Annotated in this window: 21 protein-coding genes, 1 tRNA gene and 1 pseudogene; 15 read left to right on the forward strand and 8 right to left on the reverse strand. The window is 69.2% G+C overall.

Going from position 1 to position 25,473, the window contains the following annotated elements; all coding sequences use genetic code 11:
• Nucleotides 1–387: 387 nt before the first annotated feature.
• From AQJ27_RS04755 to AQJ27_RS04765, 3 genes are all read left to right on the forward strand, one after another.
• Nucleotides 388–879, forward strand: coding sequence for a GAF and ANTAR domain-containing protein (locus tag AQJ27_RS04755; protein ID WP_235613380.1), 492 nt, complete (start codon nt 388–390; stop codon nt 877–879).
• A gap of 436 nt (nt 880–1,315) precedes the next feature.
• Complete coding sequence (locus tag AQJ27_RS04760) at nt 1,316–2,134, forward strand: SigB/SigF/SigG family RNA polymerase sigma factor (protein WP_067361957.1); 819 nt, start codon at nt 1,316–1,318, stop codon at nt 2,132–2,134.
• A 108-nt stretch (nt 2,135–2,242) separates the two neighbouring features.
• Nucleotides 2,243–2,647: a DUF1003 domain-containing protein gene (locus tag AQJ27_RS04765; protein ID WP_067361960.1), complete on the forward strand. Its 405-nt coding sequence runs from the start codon at nt 2,243–2,245 to the stop codon at nt 2,645–2,647.
• Nucleotides 2,648–2,660: 13 nt separating this feature from the next.
• Here the strand turns inward: AQJ27_RS04765 and AQJ27_RS56280 are convergent, their stop codons facing one another.
• Both AQJ27_RS56280 and AQJ27_RS04775 read right to left on the reverse strand, forming a co-directional pair.
• On the reverse strand, nt 2,661–3,194 hold the full coding sequence (locus AQJ27_RS56280; RefSeq protein ID WP_067361962.1) for an ANTAR domain-containing response regulator: 534 nt from the start codon (nt 3,192–3,194) through the stop codon (nt 2,661–2,663).
• Between the two features lie 382 nt (nt 3,195–3,576).
• A complete protein-coding gene (locus AQJ27_RS04775; protein ID WP_067361964.1) occupies nt 3,577–4,491 on the reverse strand; it encodes a helix-turn-helix domain-containing protein in 915 nt (304 codons plus the stop codon).
• A 96-nt stretch (nt 4,492–4,587) separates the two neighbouring features.
• On the opposite strand from AQJ27_RS04775, the gene AQJ27_RS04780 reads away from it, so the two are divergent.
• The 4 genes from AQJ27_RS04780 to AQJ27_RS58470 all read left to right on the forward strand — a co-directional run bounded on the left by AQJ27_RS04780 (nt 4,588) and on the right by AQJ27_RS58470 (nt 7,653).
• Nucleotides 4,588–6,120: an alpha/beta fold hydrolase gene (locus AQJ27_RS04780; RefSeq protein ID WP_067361966.1), complete on the forward strand. Its 1,533-nt coding sequence runs from the start codon at nt 4,588–4,590 to the stop codon at nt 6,118–6,120.
• A gap of 243 nt (nt 6,121–6,363) precedes the next feature.
• Nucleotides 6,364–6,711 (forward strand): hypothetical protein, encoded by a 348-nt coding sequence (locus AQJ27_RS04785; RefSeq protein WP_067361969.1) that lies wholly within the window; start codon nt 6,364–6,366, stop codon nt 6,709–6,711.
• A 169-nt stretch (nt 6,712–6,880) separates the two neighbouring features.
• Nucleotides 6,881–7,231, forward strand: coding sequence for a hypothetical protein (locus AQJ27_RS58465; protein WP_244313864.1), 351 nt, complete (start codon nt 6,881–6,883; stop codon nt 7,229–7,231).
• Nucleotides 7,231–7,653 carry a UPF0158 family protein gene (locus tag AQJ27_RS58470; RefSeq protein ID WP_067361975.1) on the forward strand — a complete coding sequence of 141 codons (423 nt, stop codon included), beginning with the start codon at nt 7,231–7,233 and terminating at the stop codon, nt 7,651–7,653. Before AQJ27_RS58465 ends, AQJ27_RS58470 begins: the two co-directional genes overlap by 1 nt.
• A gap of 371 nt (nt 7,654–8,024) precedes the next feature.
• Here the strand turns inward: AQJ27_RS58470 and AQJ27_RS04800 are convergent, their stop codons facing one another.
• On the reverse strand, nt 8,025–8,630 hold the full coding sequence (locus tag AQJ27_RS04800) for a class I SAM-dependent methyltransferase (RefSeq protein WP_067362803.1): 606 nt from the start codon (nt 8,628–8,630) through the stop codon (nt 8,025–8,027).
• Nucleotides 8,631–9,489: 859 nt separating this feature from the next.
• On the opposite strand from AQJ27_RS04800, the gene AQJ27_RS04805 reads away from it, so the two are divergent.
• Nucleotides 9,490–10,701: a L,D-transpeptidase gene (locus tag AQJ27_RS04805; protein WP_235613378.1), complete on the forward strand. Its 1,212-nt coding sequence runs from the start codon at nt 9,490–9,492 to the stop codon at nt 10,699–10,701.
• A gap of 139 nt (nt 10,702–10,840) precedes the next feature.
• A pseudogene (locus tag AQJ27_RS58480) lies at nt 10,841–11,423 on the forward strand (integrase); the annotation flags it as partial.
• A gap of 122 nt (nt 11,424–11,545) precedes the next feature.
• On the opposite strand, the gene AQJ27_RS04820 reads toward AQJ27_RS58480, so the two are convergent.
• Together AQJ27_RS04820 and AQJ27_RS04825 are read right to left on the reverse strand one after the other, a co-directional pair.
• A tRNA-Leu gene (locus tag AQJ27_RS04820) sits at nt 11,546–11,630 on the reverse strand.
• Between the two features lie 205 nt (nt 11,631–11,835).
• Nucleotides 11,836–12,267 carry a MarR family winged helix-turn-helix transcriptional regulator gene (locus AQJ27_RS04825; RefSeq protein ID WP_341866059.1) on the reverse strand — a complete coding sequence of 144 codons (432 nt, stop codon included), beginning with the start codon at nt 12,265–12,267 and terminating at the stop codon, nt 11,836–11,838.
• Nucleotides 12,268–12,385: 118 nt separating this feature from the next.
• On the opposite strand from AQJ27_RS04825, the gene AQJ27_RS04830 reads away from it, so the two are divergent.
• On the forward strand, nt 12,386–13,321 hold the full coding sequence (locus AQJ27_RS04830; RefSeq protein WP_067361984.1) for an LLM class flavin-dependent oxidoreductase: 936 nt from the start codon (nt 12,386–12,388) through the stop codon (nt 13,319–13,321).
• Between the two features lie 22 nt (nt 13,322–13,343).
• On the opposite strand, the gene AQJ27_RS04835 is transcribed toward AQJ27_RS04830, so the two are convergent.
• The 3 genes from AQJ27_RS04835 to sucC form a co-directional block, all read right to left on the reverse strand.
• Nucleotides 13,344–14,897 (reverse strand): aldehyde dehydrogenase family protein, encoded by a 1,554-nt coding sequence (locus tag AQJ27_RS04835; protein WP_067361986.1) that lies wholly within the window; start codon nt 14,895–14,897, stop codon nt 13,344–13,346.
• 239 nt (nt 14,898–15,136) lie between these two features.
• Nucleotides 15,137–16,036 carry a succinate--CoA ligase subunit alpha gene (sucD, locus tag AQJ27_RS04840; RefSeq protein ID WP_067361989.1) on the reverse strand — a complete coding sequence of 300 codons (900 nt, stop codon included), beginning with the start codon at nt 16,034–16,036 and terminating at the stop codon, nt 15,137–15,139.
• 14 nt (nt 16,037–16,050) lie between these two features.
• Entirely contained in the window at nt 16,051–17,181 is a 1,131-nt protein-coding gene (sucC, locus tag AQJ27_RS04845; RefSeq protein WP_067361992.1) for an ADP-forming succinate--CoA ligase subunit beta, read from the reverse strand.
• A 180-nt stretch (nt 17,182–17,361) separates the two neighbouring features.
• Between sucC and AQJ27_RS04850 the strand changes: the two genes are divergently transcribed.
• From AQJ27_RS04850 to AQJ27_RS04870, 5 genes are all read left to right on the forward strand, one after another.
• On the forward strand, nt 17,362–19,047 hold the full coding sequence (locus AQJ27_RS04850; RefSeq protein ID WP_067361995.1) for a thiamine pyrophosphate-binding protein: 1,686 nt from the start codon (nt 17,362–17,364) through the stop codon (nt 19,045–19,047).
• A gap of 10 nt (nt 19,048–19,057) precedes the next feature.
• On the forward strand, nt 19,058–20,317 hold the full coding sequence (gene frc / locus AQJ27_RS04855; RefSeq protein WP_067361998.1) for a formyl-CoA transferase: 1,260 nt from the start codon (nt 19,058–19,060) through the stop codon (nt 20,315–20,317).
• 3 nt (nt 20,318–20,320) lie between these two features.
• A complete protein-coding gene (locus AQJ27_RS04860; RefSeq protein WP_067362806.1) occupies nt 20,321–22,465 on the forward strand; it encodes an acetate--CoA ligase family protein in 2,145 nt (714 codons plus the stop codon).
• Nucleotides 22,466–22,589: 124 nt separating this feature from the next.
• Nucleotides 22,590–23,978, forward strand: coding sequence for an OFA family MFS transporter (locus AQJ27_RS04865; RefSeq protein WP_067362001.1), 1,389 nt, complete (start codon nt 22,590–22,592; stop codon nt 23,976–23,978).
• 1 nt (nt 23,979) lies between these two features.
• On the forward strand, nt 23,980–25,380 hold the full coding sequence (locus AQJ27_RS04870) for an OFA family MFS transporter (RefSeq protein ID WP_067362004.1): 1,401 nt from the start codon (nt 23,980–23,982) through the stop codon (nt 25,378–25,380).
• Nucleotides 25,381–25,473: the final 93 nt, after the last annotated feature.

Here is a 25,473-nt window from a genome sequence, read left to right on the forward strand (position 1 = left end):
GCGTGCGACGCGGCGGGCAGTAGATCGTTGCCCGTACGGGAGCACATCGAGGCTGCGCCGGGATCGCGTAGCGACGGCGCGTGCGGGAGCGGCCCGTTGGTAGCGGGGCAGGTTCCGGCACTGATGCGCGAGGTGCGCCCTCGAAGGGGCGCGAGAGGTGATCGACGCCGCCGGGGTCATGGGCCGCACCAGGCACGGTAGCCCTCGCCACACTCCCTGAACAGGCGTCAAGTGGCCATCCTGTTCCGGTGGAAGGGGCTGACGTGGGGTGCTGTCCGCAACCTCTGGGCAGGGATACGCTGTTCGAACAGGCCCCGGCCCCCGGCAGTGATGCGTTGTTCCGCCCCGGGAAGGCCCGCCGTGTTCGTCTCGCTTCTCATTCTCCTCATGGCCCTGTTCGACTTCGGCTTCCTCCGCCGCGAGTGGCGCAACCTCGACGACGTGCTGCCCGACGACGTGTCGGCCGCCGACCAGGAGGACGGAAGCGATCTTCAAGCTCTGCGTGGTGAGGCACGCGTCATGCACCAGGTGACCACGCCTCATGAAGATCAGTTGTTGTCGACGGCTGTGGCCTCGGCACGGGATACGGCTTTGGCGGCCGAAGTCCTTGAACTGCGGTCCGTAAATGAACAGTTGAGGCGGGCGCTGGCGAGCCGTGCGGTGATCGACCAGGCGCGCGGCATGGTGATGGCCCTGACACCGTGCTCCAGCGCGAGGGCCTGGGATCTGCTGGTGGACGTGTCGCAGCACTGCAACGTCAAACTCAGGGACGTGGCCGCGGCCCTGGTCGCCACGTCGAAGGGCGAGGCGCTCCCGGACCAGCTGCAGCGGGAGCTGCGCCGAGCGGTGCGGCGTGCTCATGCCGCAGACCTGCGGTGACACCGGACACGCCCGGTGGACGGCACCGGGAGCTGCGGGCTCAACCCTCCGGTGCCTTCGTCCAGGCCGGCCGTCGGACGCCCCTCCTGTGTAACCCGTCTCGTGGCTCTCAAACACCGGCCTGCCTCTCCCGTGCTCCCGCAGCTGTCGACGGCCAGGTTCCGCACGTGGACCGGGACCTGGATGAGGTACGGGCCATCCGTCAGGTTCTCTCGTTCGACCGGGTCCAGGCCGCGCCCTGCATGTTCTCTGCCCGCGCCCCGTAGGTAGCCCTGCGTGGCGGAAACCCTGTTTGAAAGTGGGCTGTCCGGGGAGCCGTCCGGTGTGCTTCAGACCGGAGGCACGCCCGTGGGAGCAGCTTCGGCTGCTCCCCAGTGCGCTGCGGTCGACCGGCTCCCACGGTGAGTGATGCCACTGATCAGGGAGGCACGTACCCATGACGTACCCACGCACGCGGAGCCCGGGAAGCACCCGTCCCTACAACGACGCGCCGGACACCGACGCCGCGTTCCGCCGTATCGCCGCCCTGCCGGACGGCCCGGAGAGGTCCGCGCTACGGCAGGAGGTGGTGTGCGCCTGGATGCCGATGGCCGTACGGCTGGCCCGGCGCTTCCGCCATCGCGGTGAGACCTTCGAAGACCTCAAGCAGGTCGCCCAACTGGGCCTGGTCAAGGCGGTGTCCCGCTTCGACCCGAGTCTCGGCACCGCCTTCCAGGGCTTTGCCATACCGACGATCCTCGGCGAGGTGAAGCGGCACTTCCGTGACGAACTCTGGGTCGTGCATGTGCCGCGGCGCGTACAGGAGCTGCGCGGCCAGGTCCGCTCAGCCGACCATGAGCTGTGCTCTTCGCTGGGCGGAGGTACACCCGCGGTCCACGAGATCGCCGCACACACCGGGCTGACCGAGGCAGAGGTACGGCTGGGCCAGGAGGCGCCGGAGCCCTTCACCGCCCGGTCCTTGGACGCCGTGCCCGGCCGCTCCGAGGGCCACCCTCTGGCCGACACCCTCGGTGGCATGGAACCCGGCTTCGACCGGGTCGTGGACCGTGAGGCGCTCCGACCCCTGCTGCGGGCGCTGCCCGAACGTGAGCGGCAGATCCTGTACATGAGGTTCTTCTGCGAGATGACACAGGCCCGCATCGGCCTACAGCTCGGTGTCTCTCAGATGCACGTCTCCCGTCTGATCACCCGCACCTGTGCACGTCTGCGCGACCAGGTGACGGCCGACACCCACGATCCCAGGGGGGCACCGTGACGACGTCACGGCAGCACGGGCGACAATCGGGCTGACGGGGCCCTACGAGGCCGCTGTTGCCGTCGGTCGACTCCGAGGGCACTCCTATTCTCCGAGAGGCGCGCCGCGATGAGCGAGCAGGACAACCAGGCCGTACACCATCCCGCGGTGGTCGCGCACCACCAGAGCCGTGCCGGGGACGTCCAACTGCGTATCGCCGATGCCATCACCAAGTTCGCCGGTTCAATGCCGTTCGTCTATGCCCACGCGGTCGCTTTCGCGTTGTGGATGCTCTTCTTCGAGGCCAACCCCTGGCCCACGTTGACGCTCGTGGTGTCACTGGAGGCGATCTTCCTGTCGGCGTTCGTCATGATCGGCCAGAACCGGCAGGCTGCCTTCCAGCAGATCAAGGCCGATCACGATTTCATCGAGCAGGAGTTGGAGCTCAAGACCAACACCGAGCTGACCCGCGCGATCCATGCCATGACCACGGAACTCCACAGCCGTTTGATCGAGGACCGCGCGGAACAGTAGCGGGCCCGGGTGGTCAGGCACCCAGACCGGGGAGGGGTTCGGAGTCGTCGATGAAGGCGCGGGCCACGTCGGACAGGCGCCGATTGCGGGAACGGGCATAGCCGCGCAGGGCGGTGAAGGCCTGTTCCATGTAGATGCCCCGGCGTTCGGCGAGCTTTCCCTTGGCCTGCTCGATCAGGACGCGGCCGTTCAGCGCCGTCTGCAGCTGTTCGTCGAGGACGGTGCTGCGCCGGCTGGAACGTTCTCCCGGGCTGATCGCCCCCATCCGCAAGGGAGGCGCGAACAACGCACGCGCTCCGGCTTCCACGGCCGCATCGGCGAACACGGCCCAACGGTGCCGCAGTTCACCAGTCAGCGGATCGGGCGTCAGGACGGCCGAGCCGTGCAGGAAGGCGTCCACGCAGGGCCCTTGCCCCAGCGTGAGCTGAAGCTCCTCCAGCTGTTCACCGATGCCGTCGGTACCGCACAGCGGATGGCTCGCGGCGGTCCCGGGCATCGCGGACAGCCCGGCCCCGCCGACCGGGAGCGCTGCCAGGCCGCGGTACACACGTCCACCACACCGATCCCGGCACCCCGCCTGGCCGCCTGCTCGGCGACCAGCACCTGGATCCGGGCCGATCGGCCGTTGGACCTCACCCCGGCCACCGTGTCCAGGCACCGTGCGCAAAGTCCCCCAGCCTCGCGGCAGTTCGTTTCCCGACGGGAAGGACCAGCACCCGCAGCACCGTGGCGCTTACCGGCTTCCAGAGCCACCAACGTGGCGCCGAGTGACGCCTGGTGGTCGGTCAGCAGCCGTTTCTGCAACCGGCGGGCCATGTCCTGGTCCTGCGGGTGCGGATGCGGACGCGGACGCGGACGCGGATGTGGGCGGACCTGGAAGTCGGAGATCGCGAAGACGCGGCCGAACCAGGCGAGTTGCTCAACCCGGTTCAGTCCGCCGGCCCGGCGGTCCGGGTGTCCAGCGCGGCGCAGAGCCAGTCGTGCGCGGCGCCGGCGGTCGGTTCCGACGGACTGGACAGCTCGGCGGTGAGTTCCCAGTAGCGGTCGATACGGGGATCCGCGGCCAGCAGGCGACTGAGTCCGCGGCGGAAGGCGGGAGTGTCCCGCATGCCGCGTGAGCGGGCGTAGGCGGAGACGAAGCAGTCGAGTGCCTCACCCTCGTGCGGTGGCCGTTGTGCCAGCAGTTGCGGTGATGCCAGCGCATACGCCTCGACAAGACCGTCGTAGAGCACGGCCGGGCGGCCCCCGTCGGGCCCGTGTGCCGCGGGCTGGCCGTGACCGGTGCCGGGGCAGGGGGCGGAGACGAGGGCGTGCAGCCGGGTGAAGGCCAGCACCTGGGCCGGCGTCGGGCCTTCGGGGAGCTGGGGAACCGCGTGCTCGACGACGGCGGAGACCAGCCGGGCCGGGAGCCGCGGCGGCAGCCAGCGCCGCCAGAAGCGTGCCAGCGCGGCCGTGCTGGGCGGGACGGACACGGCGCCGATCAGCCGCAGCCGCTCGGCACGTTCCTCGGGGGCACAGTCCTGGAGCAGTTGGAGGGCTGCCTCCTGCCAGCGCAGGGCAGCCAGCCGCGAGCCGATCTGCCGCAGCTGCCCCGCGACGACGTCCTCCAGGGTGTCCTCCTGGTCGAGGATCCGGCCTACTTCGGGGACCGGCAGGTCGAGGGTGCGCAGGGAGCGGATCAGGTGGAGCCGGTCGAGTGCCTCGGGGCCGTACCTGCGGTGGCCGCCTGCGCTGCGGGCGGCTTCGGGCAGCAGACCGCGGTCCGAGTAGAAGCGGACGGTCTTGACGGTGACACCCGCGTGCTCGGCGAGCTCTCCGATGCTCCATGTGCTTTCAGGGCCCACGACTTGAACCTCCCTCAGGGGGAGTTCCTACCGTACCCACGAGCGCGGACGGCCGGTACGGACGGCCCTGCGAACACGGCGTGCGAGGAGACATCGATGACGGCATTCATCCTGGTGGCGGGCGCCCATACCGGCAGCTGGATATGGCAGGCGGTGGCCGATCGGCTGCGGGAGTCGGGGGCACAGGCGTATCCGGTGACGCTCACCGGCATGGGTGACCGCGGCCATGCGGCGGGACCTGACACGGACCTGGAGACGCACATCCACGATCTGCTGCGGGTGATCGACCGGACGGACGCGGCAGAGGTGGTGTTGGTCGGTCACTGCTACGGCATCTACCCGGTGCTCGGCGCCGCCGACCGGCGCCCGGAACGGATCGCCCGGATCGTCCACCTGGATGCGGGCATGCCCCAGCACGGCGATCAGGCCCTCACCCTGGTGCCCGACCAGGCGGTCCGCGACCGGCTGCTGCACCGGGCCGGGCCGGCCGATGACGACTGGCGGATTCCCCCGCCGCCACTTGAGGAGTGGCAGCGCTGGGGCAGCGTCGCCGGCCTCTCACCCGCCGTACTGGCTCGGCTGGCGGGAGACGCCGTACCGCAGCCGGTGAGCACGCTCACCCAGCCGCTCCGCCTGTCGAAAGCGGTCTCCGAGCTGCCGAAGACCGGCGTCCTGTGCACCGCCAATGGTTCGAGCATCGCCATGGTCGAGGCCCTGGTGGGACTGGGGGACCCGCGCTTCCAGGTGCTCACCGACCCGCGGGTGAGCTTCTTCGAACTCGACACCGGGCACTGGCCGATGCTCTCCTGCCCCCACGAGGTGGCCGAGACACTGGTGCGGGCCGCCGCGGGAGAAGGGCACCGGGTGGCCGCGGCGGTGAACGAACAGCCGGCGCACCTTCGCCCCTTCCTGATGGATGTACCGGAGCGGACTCGCGAGCGGCTGGGACGGGTCGATCTGTACCTCCCCGACGACCTTCCCGACGACCTCGCTGAAGCCGACCGCCCGCGGCCGGCGGTGGTGTTCGTCCACGGTGGCCCGGTCCACCCCGATGTGCGGCCGACTCCCCGGGACTGGCCGGGCTTCGTCGGCTACGGCCGGTACGTGGCGGGTTTGGGGGCGGTCGGCGTGACGCTGGACCATCGGCTGCACGATCTCGCCGACTACGGTCGGGCCGCCGAGGACATAGCCGAAGCGGTCGACCTCGTACGGGCCGATCCGCGCGTCGACGGGGACCGCGTGGCGCTGTGGCACTTCTCCAGTGGCGGGCTGTTGGCGGCGGACTGGCTCGCGGCGCCCCCGCCGTGGTTGCGGTGCGTCGCGGCGAGCTATCCGATACTCGCGCCGCTGCCGAACTGGGGGCTTGTCGATTCCCGGTTCCGTCCGGCGGACGCGGTGCGTACCGCGGGGCGGTTGCCGATCGTGTTGACCCGGGTGGAGCTGGAGCGCCCGGAGATCGCGGTGACGGTCGAGGAATTCCTGGCCGTCGCCGAAAAGTGCGACGCCGCTGTCGAGGTGATCGACGTACCGCTCGGCCACCATGGTTTCGAGACCATCGACCATACCGAGCAGGCGCGCGACGCCGTGGAGCGAGCGGTGCGATCCGTGCTGGGTCACCTGCGGCGCTGAGACATCCCTCGACGATGACGTCGACTCCCAACACTTCGGTGGTGAAGGGCCCCCGGGCGGGCAACGAAGAGGAGGCACTCGCCGTGCGCCGCGCGGCCCTTCCAGCGCACCCCCGTACACGCGGTCTTCCATCCACTGCAGGCCACCGCCACCCGCAACGGAAGTCCACAGACAATTCAGTGGGCGCTCGGCCGGCTGCACGAACGACTGCCGGCCAACCCCGCCGGCGCCCGGGAACTGATCTTGTGCCTGCAAGAGGCCGGACAGCACGATGACGCCTGGCAGGTAGCCGTCGACCTCCTTGACGACCTGGGTAAGTACCTGCTCCAGGACCTGATCGAACAACGGCGCACGACGCACCCGGCCGACGTGACCGGCTCCTACCGGCGCTTGATCGCCGGGTATCTGGCGGAGACCGGCAACAAGTACCGCTACCAGTACGCGGTACGCCACCTCAAGGCGCTGCGCGCGCTCCACCAACAGCTGGGCACCCCAGGCGAGTTCGCCGACTACCTGCATGCCCCGCGTGCCAAGCACAAACGTAAGACCAGCTTCCCCGCCCAGGTGGACAAGGCCGGACTCGGCGGTTGACGGCGGGTACGCGAACGTCGCCGGGCTGCGGGTGCGGCGGCCGGAGACGGATCAGCCAACCGCGCCACGGCGTCGTGCCGTGATGACACCCGCCGCCACTGGTGCGCGGGCCAACCTGCGCGGCACCCCCTGCGTTCGCCTGCCGGCCGGGGAGGCTTTGGTCAACGCCATGGCCCAGGGTTGGAGCGAGTGCGATGTGCGGGCAGTGCGCGCCACGATCCACAGCGCGGACGGGTCGGCGCTGCTCGCAGCGTTGCGGAGCCGACCGGTGCGGGCGGTGCTGCAGTCGGCCGGCGACGGCGTCGCGGCCTCGGCCGCCCGACGGGTGCCGGGCGCGGACGCGGTGGCGGCCGAGTTCCTCAAACACCTCACTGCCCGCGGCCGGGACGGTGACGCTGAACTGGCCGACCTGCTGCGCGGCTCCGCCGAGGGGGGGCCCGGCACCGCTGTCGCGCTCTCTGCCCGCTGCCCGCTGCCCGTGGACCTGGAGGAACTCGCCACGCTGTTGGAAGGCGACTGATGTATGGCGGCGGCCATCTCGACCTGGCCACCGGCGACTGCTACCCGCAGGCGATCGAATGGCTCAAAGGCGAAGCCGACGCACGGGAGGATGATCCCGACCGCTGGCTGTACGTGCCCTGCCACGGCTCCCGCCCGGGCTACCGGGACATGGAGCTCCTCATCGACACACTCGACGATGACGATCTCGCCGAACGGCTGCGCATCGCCATCACCGGCCGGGGCGCCTTCCGCCGCTTCGAAGATGTCTTGGCGTCAGGCGACCAGGCATGGCGCGACTATCACCGGCCGAGTGACGAGCGGCAGCGCGGCCGGGCCCGTGCCTGGCTGGCCGACCAGGGCTACTGCCCACGACTGCCTTGGGAAGCCGAACCGGCCGGCCCACGGCTCCCTGACGCCTCCCCGGCCCCGCTCCTGAGCTGAAGCGAACACCTCGGATGCGCCAGTGCGCTGGTCGTGCTCCCGCACCCCAACGGGCATCTCAGCCACAGGCGAAGTCATCCCGGACGATACGCGTGACCGCACCCGCTCTCCGTCCAGGGCCGACCGAGCCCGACCGTCGGCCTCGTACGCGGGAGGTGAGACGAATGGAGGGGCGAACCCTCGCTCTCGACACCGATCAAGGCGTCGGGCGATCCGGCATGCCGGCCACCTGGGCGGGTGAGGCCGCCCGGCCCTCACCCGGCTCCGAACCCGGTGCGCCCGACGGGCCGCGCTTCGCGTTCTACGGCCGGGTGTCCACCGAGGAGCCTCAGGATCCGGAGGCATCCCGGGGTTGGCAACTGCTCCGAACCTCACCGGCGGTGGACGCTGACGGCATAGCCGCCGCCGTCGTAAGGGTCAGCGTCCCAGGCGGCGAAGCGGTCGACGAGGGTGAGGCCGGCCGCGGCGCAGCAGTCGTCGTACTCTGGCAGGGTGATGCTGGGCGGCACCGGGAGGTGGGCCTCGTCCAGGCCGAAGCCGGCGACGATCAGACCGCCCGGGCGCAGGGCGGCGGCCAGGCGCTCGACCACCGTGGCCTCGGTGCCGGCAGCGAGTAGCGGGAAGATGTTTCCTGCGGCGACCACGAGATCGAAGTCCGCGGTGATGCCGAGCTGGGCCGGGTCGAACCTGGCCAAATCGGCCTGGAACCAAGGCAGTTCCGGCGCCTCCCTCTGCGCCACTGCCAGCATGGACGCATCAAGATCCACCCCGACACAGTCGTACCCTTGCTCCGCAAGCCGGATCATGACCCGTCCGGTACCGCACCCGGCGTCCAGCACCCGCGCTCCAGCAGGCACGAGCGCCGCGCAGAACCGCGCCTCACCGTGCATATCCTTCCCGCTACCGGCCAGGGCCGCGAACCGCGATGCGTAGTCCTGCCCGGACGTCCCCCCGGTCAACTCCTCCCAACGGCTCATGGCGGCAAGCATAGGCCGACCGTGTGCCGCTCGAAGATGCGACTCAGCTCGCGACGCTGAAGGCCGTCGCAGAAGAGCTCGGCAGTGGCTCCACGAGGACGCCGCGAAAGTGGGTGCGGCAGGACCGGATCGGCTCCGGGCAGCGGCCGGGGACCATCACGGAGGAGTCCACACAGCTCAAGCGGTCACGTTCGGGCGCTGGCTCCATCCCGCGCGCTCGCAGGATCTCCCCTACCGTGGAAGGTGCGGCCTTGATGCCAAGCACGTCGCCGTGAGGGCGCCGACACCCCCAGGAGCTGTTTTCGCGGGCCGAGCACAGGACGAGAGGCTGGATACTGCGACGGGTCGGCGGCCTGCCAGGCCGCTTGCGACGGGAGGCGTCGGCGTGACGACGGCGCATGAGGTCACGGTGCGACCTCAGGACCGTGTCCGGGGACACGATCAGGCGTAGCTGCCTCAGCTTGAGCCTCGGGAGCCGGTGGAGAAGCGGTGCCAGGAAAGCGCGGTCCGCCGGAGTGACACGCCCATCCGGCCATCACTGACCGTTCGCAAGGTGGTCCATGGGCCGGCGGGGTTGGCGGTGACGCCGAGCAGGTGCGCACGGCGGCTGCCGCGTTCGAGCATGACCAGGGCGTAGATGCGTTTGCAGGAGACTACGCGCCATCCGTCAGTCGAGCAGGGCCTTGGCGACGCGCTCGGCGGCGCGTGGCCTTCACCACAGTTTGCTCATTTAAGGACGGATGAACGCATATAAGTAGTTTTATAGCTAGCTGTACTCCCTCGGCATCCGGCTCCAGGGATTCAACGACCAGTGACACGGGAGAAGCGTTTGATCACGGCACGTAAAGGACGCACCCGGTTGGTGGCTGCGGTCGGTGTACTCGGCGGTGTGCTCTCACTCACGGCCCTCGGCGGTACCGGCAACGCCGCTACCAGCGGTAACGACGCCGGGAATCACCCGAAACCGCAGGCCCGGGCGGATCAGGCGGCCACCCAAGAGGCTTCCGACGCCCGAATAAAGATCACGCCCCGGCAAGGTGCCTACGACGTCGGGATCAACGACCCCGTCAAGGCCACCGTCAGCAACGGCATGCTCACCAAGGTGACCATGACCGCCATCGCGACCGGTGCCGAGGTTCCGGGCACCCTGTCCGCCGACGGCACGTCCTGGAAGCCGAACGGTCGGCTGGAGCGGGCCACCAAGTATCAGGTCGCCGCGGAGGCCAAGGACGCCAAGGGCCGCTCCGTCACCGGGAACGCCACGATCACCACGGTCTCCCCGGCGAACAACTTCATCGGGCACCTCTCCCCCGAGGACGGCTCGACCGTCGGCGTGGGCATGCCGGTGACGGTCAACTTCGACAAGGCGATCAGCAACAAGGCCGCCATGGAGTCGAAGATCCAGGTCAGCTCCAGCAGCGGCCAGCAGGTCGTCGGCCACTGGTTCAACAACGACCGCCTGGACTTCCGCCCCAAGGACTACTGGAAGCCCGGTTCCACCGTCACCGTCACGCTCAACCTCCACGGCATCCAGAAGACGGTCACGTTCGAGATCGGCCGGAGCCAGATCAGCACGGTCGACGCCAAGACGAAGCAGATGACCGTCGTACGGGACGGCAAGACGATCAAGACCATCCCGATCTCGTCCGGCAGCACCGAGCACCCGACGTACAACGGTCAGATGGTCATCTCCGAGAAGTTCAAGCAGATCCACATGAACGGTGCGACCGTCGGCCTCACGAAGAAGGACGGCAAGCCCTCCTACGACATCGAGGCCGTACCGCACGCCATGCGCCTGACCGCCTCGGGCACCTTCATCCACGGCAACTACTGGGGTACCGACGCGGTCTTCGGCAAGGTCAACACCAGCCACGGCTGCGTGGGCCTGAAGGACGTCAAGGGCGGCGGCGACGGCAAGCAGCCTGCCGCGTGGTTCTTCGACAACTCGATGATCGGCGACGTCGTGATCGTCAAGAACTCCGAGGACAAGACCACGTTGGCCCCCGACAACGGCCTCAGCGACTGGAACATGTCATGGAGCGAGTGGGTCGCGGGCAGCGCGACCGGCTGACGCCACGTCACTCCCCAAGCATCTGAACCTGAATCCCTTCCGCCAGGCGGCGGGCGACGCCGTGTCGCCCTGCGCCTGGCGAGAATGTCGTCCGTGCAGGCCAGGGCGCTTATGTGACGGTGCTGCAGGATGATCGCTCGTGTTACTTCGTCTCGCGTACTTGGCTGTCACCCACGCTTTCGCTGCCGTGCGGCTGCTGCCGATGAGCGACCGGGACAAGGATGCGGAGATTCCCGTTCTGCGCCACCAAGTCATGGTTCTCGAGCGGCAACTCGGTGCGGACAAGGTGAAGTTCGGCCCGAAGGACCGCGCTTTCCTCGCCGCTCCGCCGGCGCCGCTACCTCGGGAGGTCTTGCGCCGACTGCGACTGTTGGTCCAGCCGGACACCGTGCTGCGCTGGCACCGCGACCTGATCGGAGCGGCGCCATGCCCGCTCCTGCCGACCCAAGACTGACGCGCTGCTGGCGTGCGACTGGGTCGCCCGGGCCGCCCGAAACTTGGTCATGGACCTGGAGGACGCCGGAGCCACCGTCAGCTACCTGATCCGGGACCGGGACGCGAAGTTCCCAACACTCTTCGACCAGATCCCGGGCAACACGGGTATCCACGTCGTGCTCACCGGGGTCCGCATGCCGCGGATGAACTCCCTGATGGAGCGTTGGATGCAGACCTGCCGCCACGCACTCCTGGACCGCACGCTGATCTGGAACGAGCGGCACCTGGACAAGGCGGAGATCTACCGCCAGCCCGGGCTCGCCCTCACCTACGACTCCGGGAAACAGAAAGTGCTGGTCGAGATGAATCTCAACCAGCACTCTGCGACAACCCGTGGGCTACCAGTCGGTGTCCGAGGGGGGACTTGAACCCCCACGCCCGATAAAGGGCACTAGCACCTCAAGCTAGCGCGTCTGCCATTCCGCCACCCGGACAAGGTGTCTGCCGCCTGGCCGGGGGTGTTCCCCGCGGCGACATGGACAACAATACCAAGGTTTCGGAGTGCCTTTCACCTGCATATCCGGGTCCTGGAGGTGACCGCACGGGGCCGAAGGAGGGGCGTCCGGCCGACTACCAAAGGTGATGAAAGGATCACCCAGGGTCTACGCGGGGGAGCCGAGGAGTCTCGGACCCGCACCGTCACTCCGCGATCCGACTCTCCTCCATCACCAGGATCCGCAGGGCCCGCACGAGCGCGGCCGCCGCCTCCTCGTCCAGCGGGTCGAGGAAGCGCCGCTCCATCTCGAGGCGCGCACGCTCGGCCCCGTCGAGGCAGTCCCGGCCCTCGGGCGTCAGCTCCACGATGTTCTTGCGCCGGTCCTGAGGACTGCGGCGCCGCTCGACCAGCCCGTGATCCTCCAGGCCGTCGACGAGCGCGACCATCGTGGTGCGGTCGACGCCGAGCCGTCCGGCCACCTCGACCTGCGACAACGGGTGCTCGGCGGCGAGCACCGCCAGCACCGCGAGCTCATGGCCGTCGATCCCGAAGGGCGCCAGCGCCTCCGCGGACGCCCGCACCAGCCGCTGCTGGGCGTGCTTGAGCAGATAGCCGAGCCGGGACTCAAGGGGCACGGGAGGTACATGACGCTCGGGAGGTACGGGAGGTACGGGAGGGCGCTCACCGGTCATGCCGGGAACTGTACCCAAGACTGATTGTCAGCTCAGCTGATGATTGTCTACGCTGAGCGATATGAGCGATCAACGTGTGCGCTTCGGTATCAAGACCACCCCCATGCACGTCTCCTACGACGACATCCGCCGCGTCTGGCAGGAGGCCGACGCCCTGCCCGAGATCGAGGACGCCTGGCTCTGGGACCATCTGCTTCCGCTTCGCGGCCCCAAGGACGGCCAGATCCATGAGGGTTGGACGCTGCTCAGCGCCCTGGCCGCACAGACCGAGCGGCTGCGGCTCGGGCTCCTCGTCACCAGCAACCGCATCCGCCCGCCCGCCGTCCTCGGGAAGATGGCCTCGACCGTGGACGTGGTCTCCGGCGGACGGCTGGTCATGGGCATCGGTGTCGGCGGCACCCACCAGCCGCCCGACGCGGGCGGGATCGCCGGCGAGAACCCGGCCGTCGCCGAGTACGAGGCGTACGGGCTCTCCCTCGTCCCGCCGGGCGAGGGGGTCGCCCGGCTCGGCGAGGCGGTCGAGATCCTGCGCCGGATGTGGACGGAGGACGACCCCTTCGATTTCGAGGGGCGTTACTACCGGCTGCGGGGCACGCGGAACGAGCCCAAGCCGGTGCAGCGGCCCGGGCCGCCCCTGCTGATCGGCGGCTGGGGGACTCGACTGCTGCGGCTCGTCGCCGAGCATGCCGACATCTGGAACATCCCCGGGCCGCCGCACAACAGCGTCGAGTTCGTCGCCGAGCGCGGTCGGGTGCTGGACGCGCACTGCGCGGACATAGGACGGGATCCGCGTGAGATCACCCGTTCCGTACAGGTCGTCGTCTCCTACGACGACCCCGCCGCCACCCGCGCCACCGTCGCCGACCTCATCGGCATCGGCGTGAACCATGTCGTGCTCGGTCTGCCCCAGCCCTACCCGCCAGGCGTCGCCCGCTGGCTGGTGGACGAGATCATCGCAGGAGTCCGCAGGGGTCCGAGAGAGCAGGCGGCGCCCTGAGGCGGGTACCGCCCACCCCACCTCACGGAACGAGCTGGTACTCGGGGAAGTTGCCCGGCAACCGCTCCCCCACCGGCCCCTGCGTGACGGCGCGCACGAGCAGCTCGCCGCCGACGAAGGCGCCGCGCCAGGACGCGCCGAGGCCGCCGAAGAGCTCGTCGCGGTCGCCGCGGGAGCGGGGCTTGCCGCGGCCGACCTTGAACGCCCGGATCTGCGGGGCCAGTCGGGCGTACGTCGCCTCGTCGTCCGTGGACAGCGTGGCGACGAGCGCGCCGTTCGACGCGTTCATCGCGGCGAGCAGCTCCGCCTCGGTGTCGACCAGGACGATGGTGTCGACCGGGCCGAAGGGCTCCGCGTGGTGCAGCGGTGAGGACGGCGGCGGGTTCAGGAGCGTGACCGGTTGGACGTACGCCGCCGTGTCCTGGCCGGGCAGGAAGCGTGCGTCGGTCAGCTTGCCGCGGTGCAGCGGGACGGCGCCGCGGTCGATGGCCTCCGCCACCTGGTCGTGCAGCTCCTTCGCCTTGGCCGCGTTGATGACGGGCCCGAAGTCCAGCGCGGGGTAGGGGTCTTCGGGGTGCTCGACGGCCAGCGGGTGACCGACCCGCAGGGTGCGGACGGCGGGGAGATAGGCGGCGAGGAACTCGTCGAACAGCGTGCGCTGGACGACGAAGCGCGGGTAGGCGGTGCAGCGCTGCTTGCCGTAGTCGAAGAGCTTGGGGATGACGGCTGTCAGTGCGTCCCAGTCCGTGTGGTTCCAGATGCCCCAGGTGTTCAGTCCCTCCTGTTCGAGTACATGGCGCTTGCCGAGGTCGGCGACGGCGGTGGCCACCGCTGCGCCCGTGTCACGGCCGCCGACGAAGGAGACGCAGCCGATCTCGGGGGCGCGGACCAGCGCCTCCGACAGCTCGCCTCCGCTGCCGCTGACGAGGGTGACGGGGATCCCTTCGCGTGCGGCGAGCGCGCCGGCCAGGGTCAGGCAGGCGACGCCGCCGTCGGTCGGGGTCTTGGCGATGACCGCGTTCCCTGCCAATGCCTGTACCAGCATTGCGTGAACGAGCACGCTCATCGGGTAGTTCCAGCTCGCGATGTTGGACACGGGCCCTTCGAGCGGAGCCCGGCCGTCCACCATGGGCTCGATGCCGTCGACGTACCAGCGCACGCCGTCGATCGCCCGGTCCACGTCGGCCTGCGCGAGTCGCCAGGGCTTGCCGATCTCCCAGACGAGGAGGAGGGCGAGCAACTCGCGGTGCTCGGTCAGGGCGTCGAGGGTGGCCGCGACGCGCGCCCGTCGTTCGGCGAGCGGGACATGGCGCCAGGCCCGGTGCTGGTCGAGTGAGGCCCGTACGGCCTGGTGGGCGGTTGCGGCGTTCAGGCGGGGCGGGCCCGCGATGGGGCTTGCGTCGACCGGACTGGTGGCGGGCAGCGCCCGGCCGTCCGCCCGCCAGGAGGCGTCCCAGAGATTGAGGACGCGGTCCTCCTGGAACGCCTCGGGGGCGACGGCGAGGCAGCGCTGCCAGGCGTCGGCCCAGGACGTACCGGACTTCAGGACGAGGGGGGTGTTGAGGGTGGATGCCATTCGGATGTCTCCGCTCTCGGTGCACAGTCGGGGGCGGGAAGTGCCTGGCTCCTGCCGAGCGGCATGGTGCACGGGCCCGGACGAGGAGCGGTCGCATCCGTGCGGAGGAGGACGGTGGTCGCGTCCGCACGGAGGAAAGGGTTCGTACGCGCGGGGTGGTCGCGTACATACGGAGGAAGGTACTGAGGAGGCTCCGCTCGTGACAGTCACCTCGCATCAACTATGAGTGACGTCTCATCTCACCCCTGTGCGGCGACACGCTCCGATTCCAATCGGTTCAGCACCAGCCGGGCCGTCTCGGTCGGTGTGCCGCCCACCCGTACTCCGGCCGCCTCAAGGGCCTCCTTCTTGGCCTGCGCGGTGCCTGCCGAGCCGGAGACGATCGCGCCCGCGTGGCCCATCGTCCTGCCCTCGGGCGCGGTGAAACCGGCGATGTAGGCGACGACGGGCTTGGTGACGTGGTCGCGGACGTACGCGGCGGCCCGTTCCTCGGCGTCGCCGCCGATCTCGCCGATGAGGACGACGAGTTCGGTGTCGGGGTCGTCCTGGAAGGCGGCCAGGCAGTCGATGTGGGTGGTGCCGACGACGGGATCCCCGCCGATGCCCACGCACGTCGAGAAGCCGATGTCGCGCAGTTCGTACATGAGTTGGTACGTCAGCGTGCCCGACTTGGACACCAGGCCGACGCGCCCCGGCTTGGTGATGTCGGCGGGGATGATGCCCGCGTTCGACTGCCCCGGAGTGATCAAACCCGGGCAGTTGGGGCCGATGACGCGGGTGCCCTTCGTGGCGGCGTACGCGTGGAAGGCGACGGAGTCGTGGACGGGGATGCCCTCGGTGATGACGACGGCGAGCCCGATGCCCGCGTCGGCGGCCTCGGTCACGGCGGCCTTGGCGAACGCGGGCGGTACGAACACGACGGTGACGTCGGCGCCAGTCGCCGCGATCCCCTCGCGCACCGAGCCGAAGACGGGCACAGCCCGGTCGTCGAAGTCGACGGTCCGGCCCGCCTTGCGCGGGTTGACCCCGCCGACGACGTCCGTGCCGGCGGCGAGCATCCGCCGGGTGTGCTTCATGCCCTCGCCGCCGGTCATGCCCTGGACGAGAACCTTGCTCTCCTTGGTCAGAAAGATGGCCATGTCCTGTTCCTCCTTCAGCCGGCGATGGCGAGTCGGGCCGCGCGGTGTGCGGCCTCGTCCATGGTGGTGGCCTGCTGGACCAGGGGGTGCGCGCGGCCGTCGAGGATGGCGCGGCCGCGGACGGCGTTGTTGCCGTCGAGGCGGACCACGAGGGGTTTGGTCAACCGCACGGTCTCCAGCGCCCGCACGATGCCGTCGGCGACCGCGTCGCAGGCTGTGATGCCGCCGAAGACGTTGACGAAGACCGATTTCACGGCCGGGTCGGAGAGGATCACGGAGAGGCCGTCGGCCATGATCTGGGCGGAGGCCCCGCCGCCGATGTCGAGGAAGTTGGCGGGGCGGGCGCCGCAGCCCGCGACCACGTCGAGCGTCGACATGACGAGGCCCGCGCCGTTGCCGATGATGCCGACCTCGCCGTCCAGTTTGACGTAGTTGAGGCCCTTGGCCGCGGCCGCCGCCTCCAGGGGGTCGTCGTGCGCGGCCTCCTGCTCACCCCAACGTGCCTGGCGGAAGCGGGCGTTGTCGTCGAGGGTGACCTTGCCGTCCAGCGCGAGGATCTGTCCCCGGGCGGTGCGGACGAGGGGGTTCACCTCGACGAGCACGGCGTCCTCGCGGGTCAGCACCCCCCAGAGGCGCACGAGAACGTCGACGGTCTCCGGGGGCAGCCCCGCGGCCTCGGCGATCTCGGCCGCCTTCGCCGAGGTGACACCCACGGCCGGGTCGACGGGAACACGCGCCACCGCCTCCGGGCGGCTCGCGGCCACCTCCTCGATGTCCATGCCGCCCTCGGCCGACGCGATCGCGAGGAAGCGTCCTGCGGCGCGGTCGAGGACGTAGCCGACGTAGAACTCGCTCTCGATGTCGACCGGTTGGGCCAGCATCACCTTGCCGACCGTGTGGCCCTTGATGTCCATGCCGAGAATCTGACGTGCCGTGAGCTCGGCGGCGGCCGGGTCGGCGGCGAGTTTGACGCCGCCCGCCTTGCCGCGCCCACCGGTCTTCACCTGGGCTTTCACGACGACTCGGCCGCCGAGTCGGCGGGCGATCTCGCGTGCTTCCTTGGGCGAGTCCGTGACCTCCGCCCTCGGCACCAAGATGCCGTGTTCCTCGAAGAGTTCCCTTGCCTGGTGCTCGTACAGGTCCATCACCGGCTCCTGACTGCTGTGTCTATCCGGGGAGCGACTCCCAGACCCCCGGAAAATGCCGCACACCCCCTGGACACCACCCACCGGATGCGGGATAACAAGCTTCATACAGTATTCGTCGACTGTATGCAATGTACCGCGAGAGCGTTCCAACCCCCTACGAAGGGACAGGACTTCGCCATGCCCGACGACATCAGCCAGGACTTCATCTCCGGTGGGCATCTGGTCGCCAAGGCACTGAAAGCAGAAGGGGTGGAGGTCATCTACACCCTGTGCGGCGGCCACATCATCGACATCTACGACGGCTGCGTCGACGAAGGCATTGAGGTCGTCGACGTCCGTCACGAGCAGGTCGCCGCCCACGCCGCCGACGGCTACGCACGCATCACCGGCAAGCCCGGATGCGCCGTCGTCACGGCGGGCCCCGGCACGACCGACGCCGTGACGGGCGTCGCGAACGCCTTCCGCGCCGAGTCCCCGATGCTGCTCATCGGCGGCCAGGGGGCGCACACCCAGCACAAGATGGGGTCCCTGCAGGACCTGCCGCACGTCGACATGATGACGCCGATCACCAAGTTCGCGGCTACGGTGCCGGACACGGCGCGCGCCGCCGACATGGTGTCGATGGCGTTCCGGGAGTGCTTCCACGGCGCGCCCGGCCCCTCCTTCCTGGAGATCCCGCGCGATGTCCTGGACGCCAGGGTGCCGGTGGAGAAGGCCCGGATCCCGGCCGCCGGCCACTACCGGGCCTCGACCCGCTCGGCCGGTGACCCCGAGGCGATCGAGAGGCTCGCCGACCTCCTCGTGCACGCCGAGAAGCCGGCGATCCTGCTGGGCAGCCAGGTATGGACGACGCGCGGCACCGCGTCCGCCATCGAGCTCGTCCGCACCCTCAACATCCCGGCGTACATGAACGGCGCGGGGCGCGGCACGCTGCCGCCCGGGGACCCGCACCACTTCCAGCTCTCGCGCCGGTACGCCTTCTCCAACGCCGATGTCATCGTCATCGTGGGTACGCCCTTCGACTTCCGCATGGGCTACGGCAAGCGCCTCTCCCCGGACGCGACCGTCGTGCAGATCGACCTCGACTACCGGACCGTCGGCAAGAACCGGGACATCGACCTCGGCATCGTCGGCGACGCGGGCCTGATCCTGAAGTCGGTCACCGAGGCGGCCTCCGGGCGCCTCAACGGCGGCGCGTCGAAGCGCAAGGAGTGGCTGGACGAGCTGCGGGCCGCCGAGCAGACGGCCATCGAGAAGCGGCTGCCCAGCCTGAAGTCGGACGCCTCGCCGATCCACCCGTACCGCCTGGTCAGCGAGATCAACGACTTCCTCACCGAGGACTCGATCTACATCGGGGACGGCGGCGACATCGTCACCTTCTCCGGGCAGGTCGTCCAGCCCAAGTCACCCGGGCACTGGATGGACCCGGGCCCGCTCGGGACGCTCGGCGTCGGCGTCCCGTTCGTGCTCGCGGCCAAGCAGGCACGGCCCGACAAAGAGGTCGTCGCCCTCTTCGGGGACGGCGCCTTCTCCCTCACCGGCTGGGACTTCGAGACCCTCGTCCGCTACAACCTCCCCTTCGTCGGCATCGTCGGCAACAACTCCTCCATGAACCAGATCCGTTACGGCCAGGCCCAGAAGTACGGCCTGGAGCGCGAGCGGGTCGGCAACACCCTCGGCGACGTCCACTACGACAAGTTCGCGCAGATGCTGGGCGGCTACGGCGAGGAGGTCCGCGACCCCGCCGACATCGGCCCGGCGCTCCAGCGTGCCCGGGAGTCGGGCAAGCCGTCGCTGATCAACGTCTGGGTCGACCCGGACGCGTACGCCCCCGGAACCATGAACCAGACGATGTACAAGTGAGGTGCCCCCGATGACCCCGATCACCCCGATCACAGGAACGTCGACCAAGGCTCTCGAAGGCGTCCGTGTCCTCGACATGACGCACGTCCAGTCGGGTCCGTCCGCCACGCAGTTGCTGGCGTGGCTGGGCGCGGACGTCGTCAAGCTGGAGGCGCCGACCGGTGACATCACCCGCAAGCAGCTGCGCGACCTCCCCGACGTCGACTCCCTCTACTTCACGATGCTCAACTGCAACAAGCGGAGCATCACCCTCAACACCAAGACCGAGCGTGGCAAGGAGATCCTCACCGAACTGATCCGGCGCTCCGACGTCATGGTCGAGAACTTCGGACCGGGCGCGGTCGACCGCATGGGCTTCACCTGGGACCGCATCCAGGAGATCAATCCGCGGATCGTCTATGCCTCCATCAAGGGGTTCGGGGACGGCCCGTACACCAACTTCAAGGCGTACGAGGTCGTCGCGCAGGCCATGGGCGGGTCGATGTCGACCACCGGTTTCGAGGACGGGCCGCCGCTGGCGACGGGAGCCCAGATCGGTGACTCGGGCACGGGCGTGCACGCCGTGGCGGGGATTCTCGCGGCGCTGTACCAGCGGGAGAACACCGGGCGCGGGCAGCGGGTCAACGTGGCCATGCAGCATGCCGTGCTCAACCTCTGCCGGGTGAAGTTGCGCGATCAGCAGCGACTGACACATGGCCCGCTCGCTGAATATCCCAACGACGACTTCGGCGTCGAGGTTCCCCGCTCCGGCAACGCGTCCGGCGGCGGCCAGCCGGGCTGGGCGGTCAAGTGCGCTCCGGGCGGCCCCAACGACTACGTGTACGTCATCGTGCAGCCCGTCGGCTGGAAGCCGATCACCGAGCTCATCGGACGGCCGGAGCTGGCGGACGACCCCGACTGGGCGACTCCTGAGGCCCGGCTGCCACAGCTCACCAAGATGTTCCAGCTCATCGAGGAGTGGTCGGCCACGCTCCCCAAGTGGGAGGTGCTGGAGAAGCTCAACGCCCACAACATCCCGTGCGGCCCGATCCTGTCCACCAAGGAGATCATCGAGGACGAGTCGCTGGTCGCCAACGAGATGGTCGTGTCGGTGCCGCACCCCGAGCGGGGCGAGTTCGTGACCGTGGGCAGCCCGCTGAAGCTCTCCGACTCCCCCGTGGACGTGACCAGTTCGCCACTGCTCGGCGAGCACAACGAAGAGGTCTACATCGGCGAGCTCGGCCTCGGCGACGAGGAACTTCGCCTGCTCAAGTCGAACGGGGTGATCTGAGTGATGGCCGAAGACCGGATGCTGAGGGTGCGCACGCTCCTCGACGCCGTGCGGGCCGAGGGGCGGACCGCGCTCACCGCGCCCGAGGGAAAGGTGATCGCCGACGCGTACGCGATCGCCGTCCCCGGCGAGGAGCTGGCGACGGACGTCGACGAGGCGGTGGCGTACGCGGCGCGCTTCGGCGGGCCCGTCGTGATGAAGATCGTCTCGCCGGACATCCTGCACAAGACCGACGCCGGCGGCGTGATCGTGGGCGTCGAGGGCGCGGCGGACGTACGCGCCGCCTTCCACAAGATCGTCGAGAACGCGCGGGCCTACGACCCGGGGGCCCGCATCGAGGGCGTCCAGGTCCAGGAACTGCTCCCGCAGGGGCAGGAGGTCATCGTCGGCGCGGTGACCGACCCGACGTTCGGGAAGGTCGTCGCCTTCGGGCTCGGTGGGGTGCTGGTGGAGGTCCTGAAGGACGTCACCTTCCGGCTCGCCCCCGTTGACGCCGACGAGGCGCTGTCGATGCTGGACTCGATCAGGGCGGCCGAGATCCTGCGCGGGGTGCGTGGCGCGCCGCCGGTGGACCGGTGGGCGATCGCCGAGCAGATCCGCAGGGTGTCCGAACTCGTGGCGGACTTCCCCGAGATCGCCGAGGTGGACCTCAACCCGGTGATCGCCACTCCGGAGGGCGCGGTCGCCGCGGACATCCGCGTGATCCTCGCGGACTCGGTCCCCAAGGAGCGGCGCAGGTACACGCGCGAGGAGATCCTCACGTCGATGCGGCGGCTCATGGAGCCCTCGTCCGTGGCCGTGATCGGTGCCTCCAACGAGCAGGGCAAGATCGGCAATTCGGTCATGCGCAACCTCGTCGACGGGGGCTTCGCCGGCGAGATCCACCCGGTGAACCCCAAGGCCGATGACATTCAGGGCCGCAAGGCGTACAAGAGTGTCACCGACGTTCCCGGTGAGGTGGATGTGGCGGTCTTCGCGATCCCCGCCAAGTTCGTGGCCTCGGCCCTGGAGGAGGTGGGACGCAAGGGGATCCCCAACGCGGTACTGATCCCCTCCGGGTTCGCGGAGACCGGCGAGCACGAGCTCCAGGACGAGATCGTGGCCATCGCCGAACGGCACGGCATCCGGCTGCTCGGGCCGAACATCTACGGCTACTACTCGACGTGGCAGGACCTGTGTGCCACGTTCTGCACACCGTACGACGTGAAGGGCGGAGTCGCGCTCACCTCGCAGTCCGGTGGCATAGGAATGGCCATCCTGGGCTTCGCGCGCACTACGAAGACGGGTGTTTCCGCGATCGTCGGGCTCGGCAACAAGTCGGACCTGGACGAGGACGACCTGCTCACCTGGTTCGGTGAGGACCCGCACACCCAGTGCATCGCGATGCACCTGGAGGACCTGAAGGACGGCCGTGCCTTCGTGGAGGCGGCGCGCGCGACGGTCCCGAAGAAGCCGGTCGTCGTCCTGAAGGCGGGGCGTACGGCCGCCGGGGCGAAGGCCGCCGGCTCGCACACCGGCGCGCTCGCGGGCGACGACGCCGTGTACGAGGACATCCTGAAGCAGGCCGGCGTCATCCGGGCCCCCGGGCTGAACGAAATGCTGGAGTACGCGCGCGCGTTGCCCGTACTTCCCACCCCCAAGGGCGACAACATCGTCATCATCACGGGCGCGGGCGGCAGCGGTGTGCTCCTGTCCGACGCGGTGACGGACAACGGCCTGTCCCTGATGGAGATCCCGCCGGACCTGGACGCGTCCTTCAGGGCGTTCATCCCGCCCTTCGGGGCCGCGGGCAACCCGGTGGACATCACCGGGGGTGAGCCGCCGTCGACGTACGAGGCGACGATCCGGCTGGGCCTGGAGGATCCGCGCATCCACGCGCTCGTCCTCGGCTACTGGCACACCATCGTGACCCCGCCCATGGTCTTCGCCGAGCTCACCGCGCGTGTGGTGGCCGAATTCCGTGAGCGCGGCGTCGAGAAGCCCGTGGTGGCGTCGCTCGCGGGTGACGTCGAGGTCGAGGAGGCCTGCCAGTACCTCTACGAGCGGGGGGTCGTGGCGTACCCGTACACGACGGAGAAGCCGGTGGCCGTGCTCGGCGCGAAGTATCGCTGGGCGCGGGCGGCGGGCCTTTTGGGGGGCGGTTCATGAGGTGAACCAGGGCGGGGGCGGCCGACGGTGCGCGTCGGCCGCCCCCAGGACCCGTGCGCACACGAAAGGCATTTGGACAGGGGGCGCTGGCCAGATCTTTCGACGCAAGGGGTGCTGAACCGACATGACAACCACCGACCTATCGACATCCGTCCCCTACAGGGAGGTGACGGATCGCAACGGCCGCCTGTACCGCATCGGTGAGACCGATCGGGACATCATGGGGCGACCACGCTGGACCATGGTGCTCTTCCCCTGGATGGGGATGCTGGGCATCAGCTCCTCGGAGTACGCGTTCACCTCCGCCGAGGACACCCTGCACGACGCCCATCTCTGGGGCAGTGGGCACATCTTCTGGCTGATGGGCGTCTGGATATTCTTCCAGGCCGCCGTCGCCTTCCCGGCCGGGCAACTGCGTGAGAGCGGACGGCTGCCCGCGCGGTACGCCATGATGCTCGGCGCGCTGGGCACGGTCCTGGGGTACCTCTCGCTCGCGTTCGCGCCGCATGTGACCGTCGCGTACATCGGCTTCGGCATGTTCAGCGGTATCGGCGCCGGCCTGGTCTACGCGACCTGCGTGAACATGGTCGGCAAGTGGTATCCGGAGCGCAAGGGCGGCAAGACGGGCCTGGTCAACGGCGGTTTCGCCTATGGCTCGGTGCCCTTCGTCTTCCTGTTCACCTCGTACATGGACCTCGGCAACTACCAGGGCGTCCTGGTGACGGTGGGCCTGGTCTGCTGTGCCGTGGTCGCCTTCGCGGGCTGGTTCTTCAAGGACCCGCCCAAGGGCTGGTGGCCCCCGCACGTGGACCCGCTGAAGGTGTCCGACGACCCGAGGATCCGCCGGGCGCTGGAGAAGAACCCGCCGGCGGCGAAGCAGTACACCCCCAAGGAGGCCGCCCGTACGCCCGTTCTCTGGATGATGTGGTTCTGTCTACTGTGCACCGCCGGGATCAACATCTTCGGCATCGCCTTCCAGGTGCCGTTCGGCAAGGACATGGGGTTCGCAGGTGGAATCGTGGCCACCGCGATGTCCCTGAAGGCAATCGTCAACGGCACGGGGCGCGGCGTGATCGGCTGGATCTCCGACCGCTTCGGACGCCGCAACACACTGATCATCGTCTGTCTGGTGCTGGGCTCCGCTCAGTTCGGGGTGCTGGTCTCCGGCCAGATGGGCAGCATGCCGTTCTTCCTGTTCTGCTCCATGGTCTCCGGATTCGGCGGCGGGGCGATCTTCCCGCTGTTCGCGGCCATGACGGCGGACTACTTCGGCGAGAACAACAACGCGTCCAACTACGGCATGGTCTACAGCTCGAAGCTGATCTCGGGCCTCGTGGGCTCGGGCATGGGCGCGGTCGTCGTCGGCGCGTGGGACTACCACGGGGCCTTCGTGCTCGCGGGCTCCATCGGCCTCGCCTCCGCCGTGCTGGCGCTGTTCCTCAAATCACCGGACCGGCCCAAGGCCCAAAGGATCGTCCCCAACCCGCAACCGCTCGGCGAGGAGATGGCGTGACATGACGACAGAACCCATCGCCACCCAGGGCGCGGCCACCGCCGGCGCCTCGAACCGCTCGTACCGCGAAGTCACCGACGCCCGGGGCCGTGTCTACCGGATCGGTGAGACGGACCGCGACATCCTCGGCCACTCCCGCAAGTTCATGGTGTATCTGCCGTGGATCGCCATGATGGCCATCAGCGTCTTCGAATACGCGTACGGCTCGGCCGAGGACACCCTGTCCCACGCCCACGGCTGGACGCAGAGCAACACCTTCTGGATATTGAGCGTCTGGGTCTTCTTCCAGGCCGGCATAGCCTTCCCGGCGGGCTGGCTGCGGGAGCGGGGCATCCTCACCGCCCGCAGGGCCATGTACATCGGCGCGGTCATGTGTGTGATCGGCTTCCTGGCCCTCTCGCACCTGAGCAACGTGCTGCTGGCCATCCTGGGCTTCGGCGTCATCGGCGGCCTCGGTTCCGGCCTGGTGTACGCGACGTGCATCAACATGGTCGGCAAGTGGTTCCCCGAGCGCCGGGGCGCGCGGACCGGATTCGTCAACGGCGGATTCGCGTACGGCTCCCTGCCGTTCATCTTCATCTTCAACTACGCGTTCGACACCGGGAACTACCACCGTGTCCTGGACCTCATCGGCTGCTACGTGATGATCGTCGTGCTGTCCTGCGCGTTCTTCTTCAAGGACCCGCCGAAGAACTGGTGGCCCGCGGACATCGACCCGCTGACGTACGGCGGCGACAGCAAGACCTCCGCCGCCCTCGCCAAGAACCCTCCCGCGGTGAAGCAGTACACGCCCAAGGAGGCCGTCAGGACGGGGGTGCTGCCCCTGATGTGGATCACGCTGGTCATGACCGCGGGCGTGTCGATCTTCGGGATCTCCTTCCAGGTCGACTTCGCCAAGGAGGTGGGATTCGGCCCGCTGGTGGCGGCGTCCTCCATGGGCATCATGGCCGTCATCAACGGCATCGGCCGGGCCGTGGTGGGCTGGCTGTCCGACACCTGGGGCCGCAAGCTGACCCTGGTGTTCGTCATCGTCGTGCTGGGGCTCGCGCAGTTCGGAGTGATCTGGGCCGGTGACATCAAGAGCGAGTGGCTGTTCCTGTTCTTCGCCTTCCTCTCCGGGTTCGGCGGCGGCGCGTTCTACCCGATGTTCGCGGCCCTGACCCCGGACTACTTCGGCGAGAACTACAACGCCACCAACTACGGCCTGGTGTACAGCGGCAAGCTGATCAGCGGCCTGTTCGGCGGCGGTCTCGGCTCGATGGTGGTCGCGGCCTGGGGCTACAACGGCGCGTACGCACTGGCCGGCGGTATCTCGATGCTGGCGGCGGCGATCGCGTTGCTGCTGAAGCAGCCGGGGCGCGACAGCGACGTGCGCACTCCTCAGCCGCAGCCCGCGAGCTGAGAGATCTCCTGGTCAACGGACTGAAAGGTCTCCTACCGGCACAGAGCACCAAGCACAGAGCACAGAGCACCGATCGGGCGGCCCTCCCCACGT

Source organism: Streptomyces olivochromogenes (assembly GCF_001514115.1).
Taxonomy (GTDB): domain Bacteria; phylum Actinomycetota; class Actinomycetes; order Streptomycetales; family Streptomycetaceae; genus Streptomyces; species Streptomyces olivochromogenes.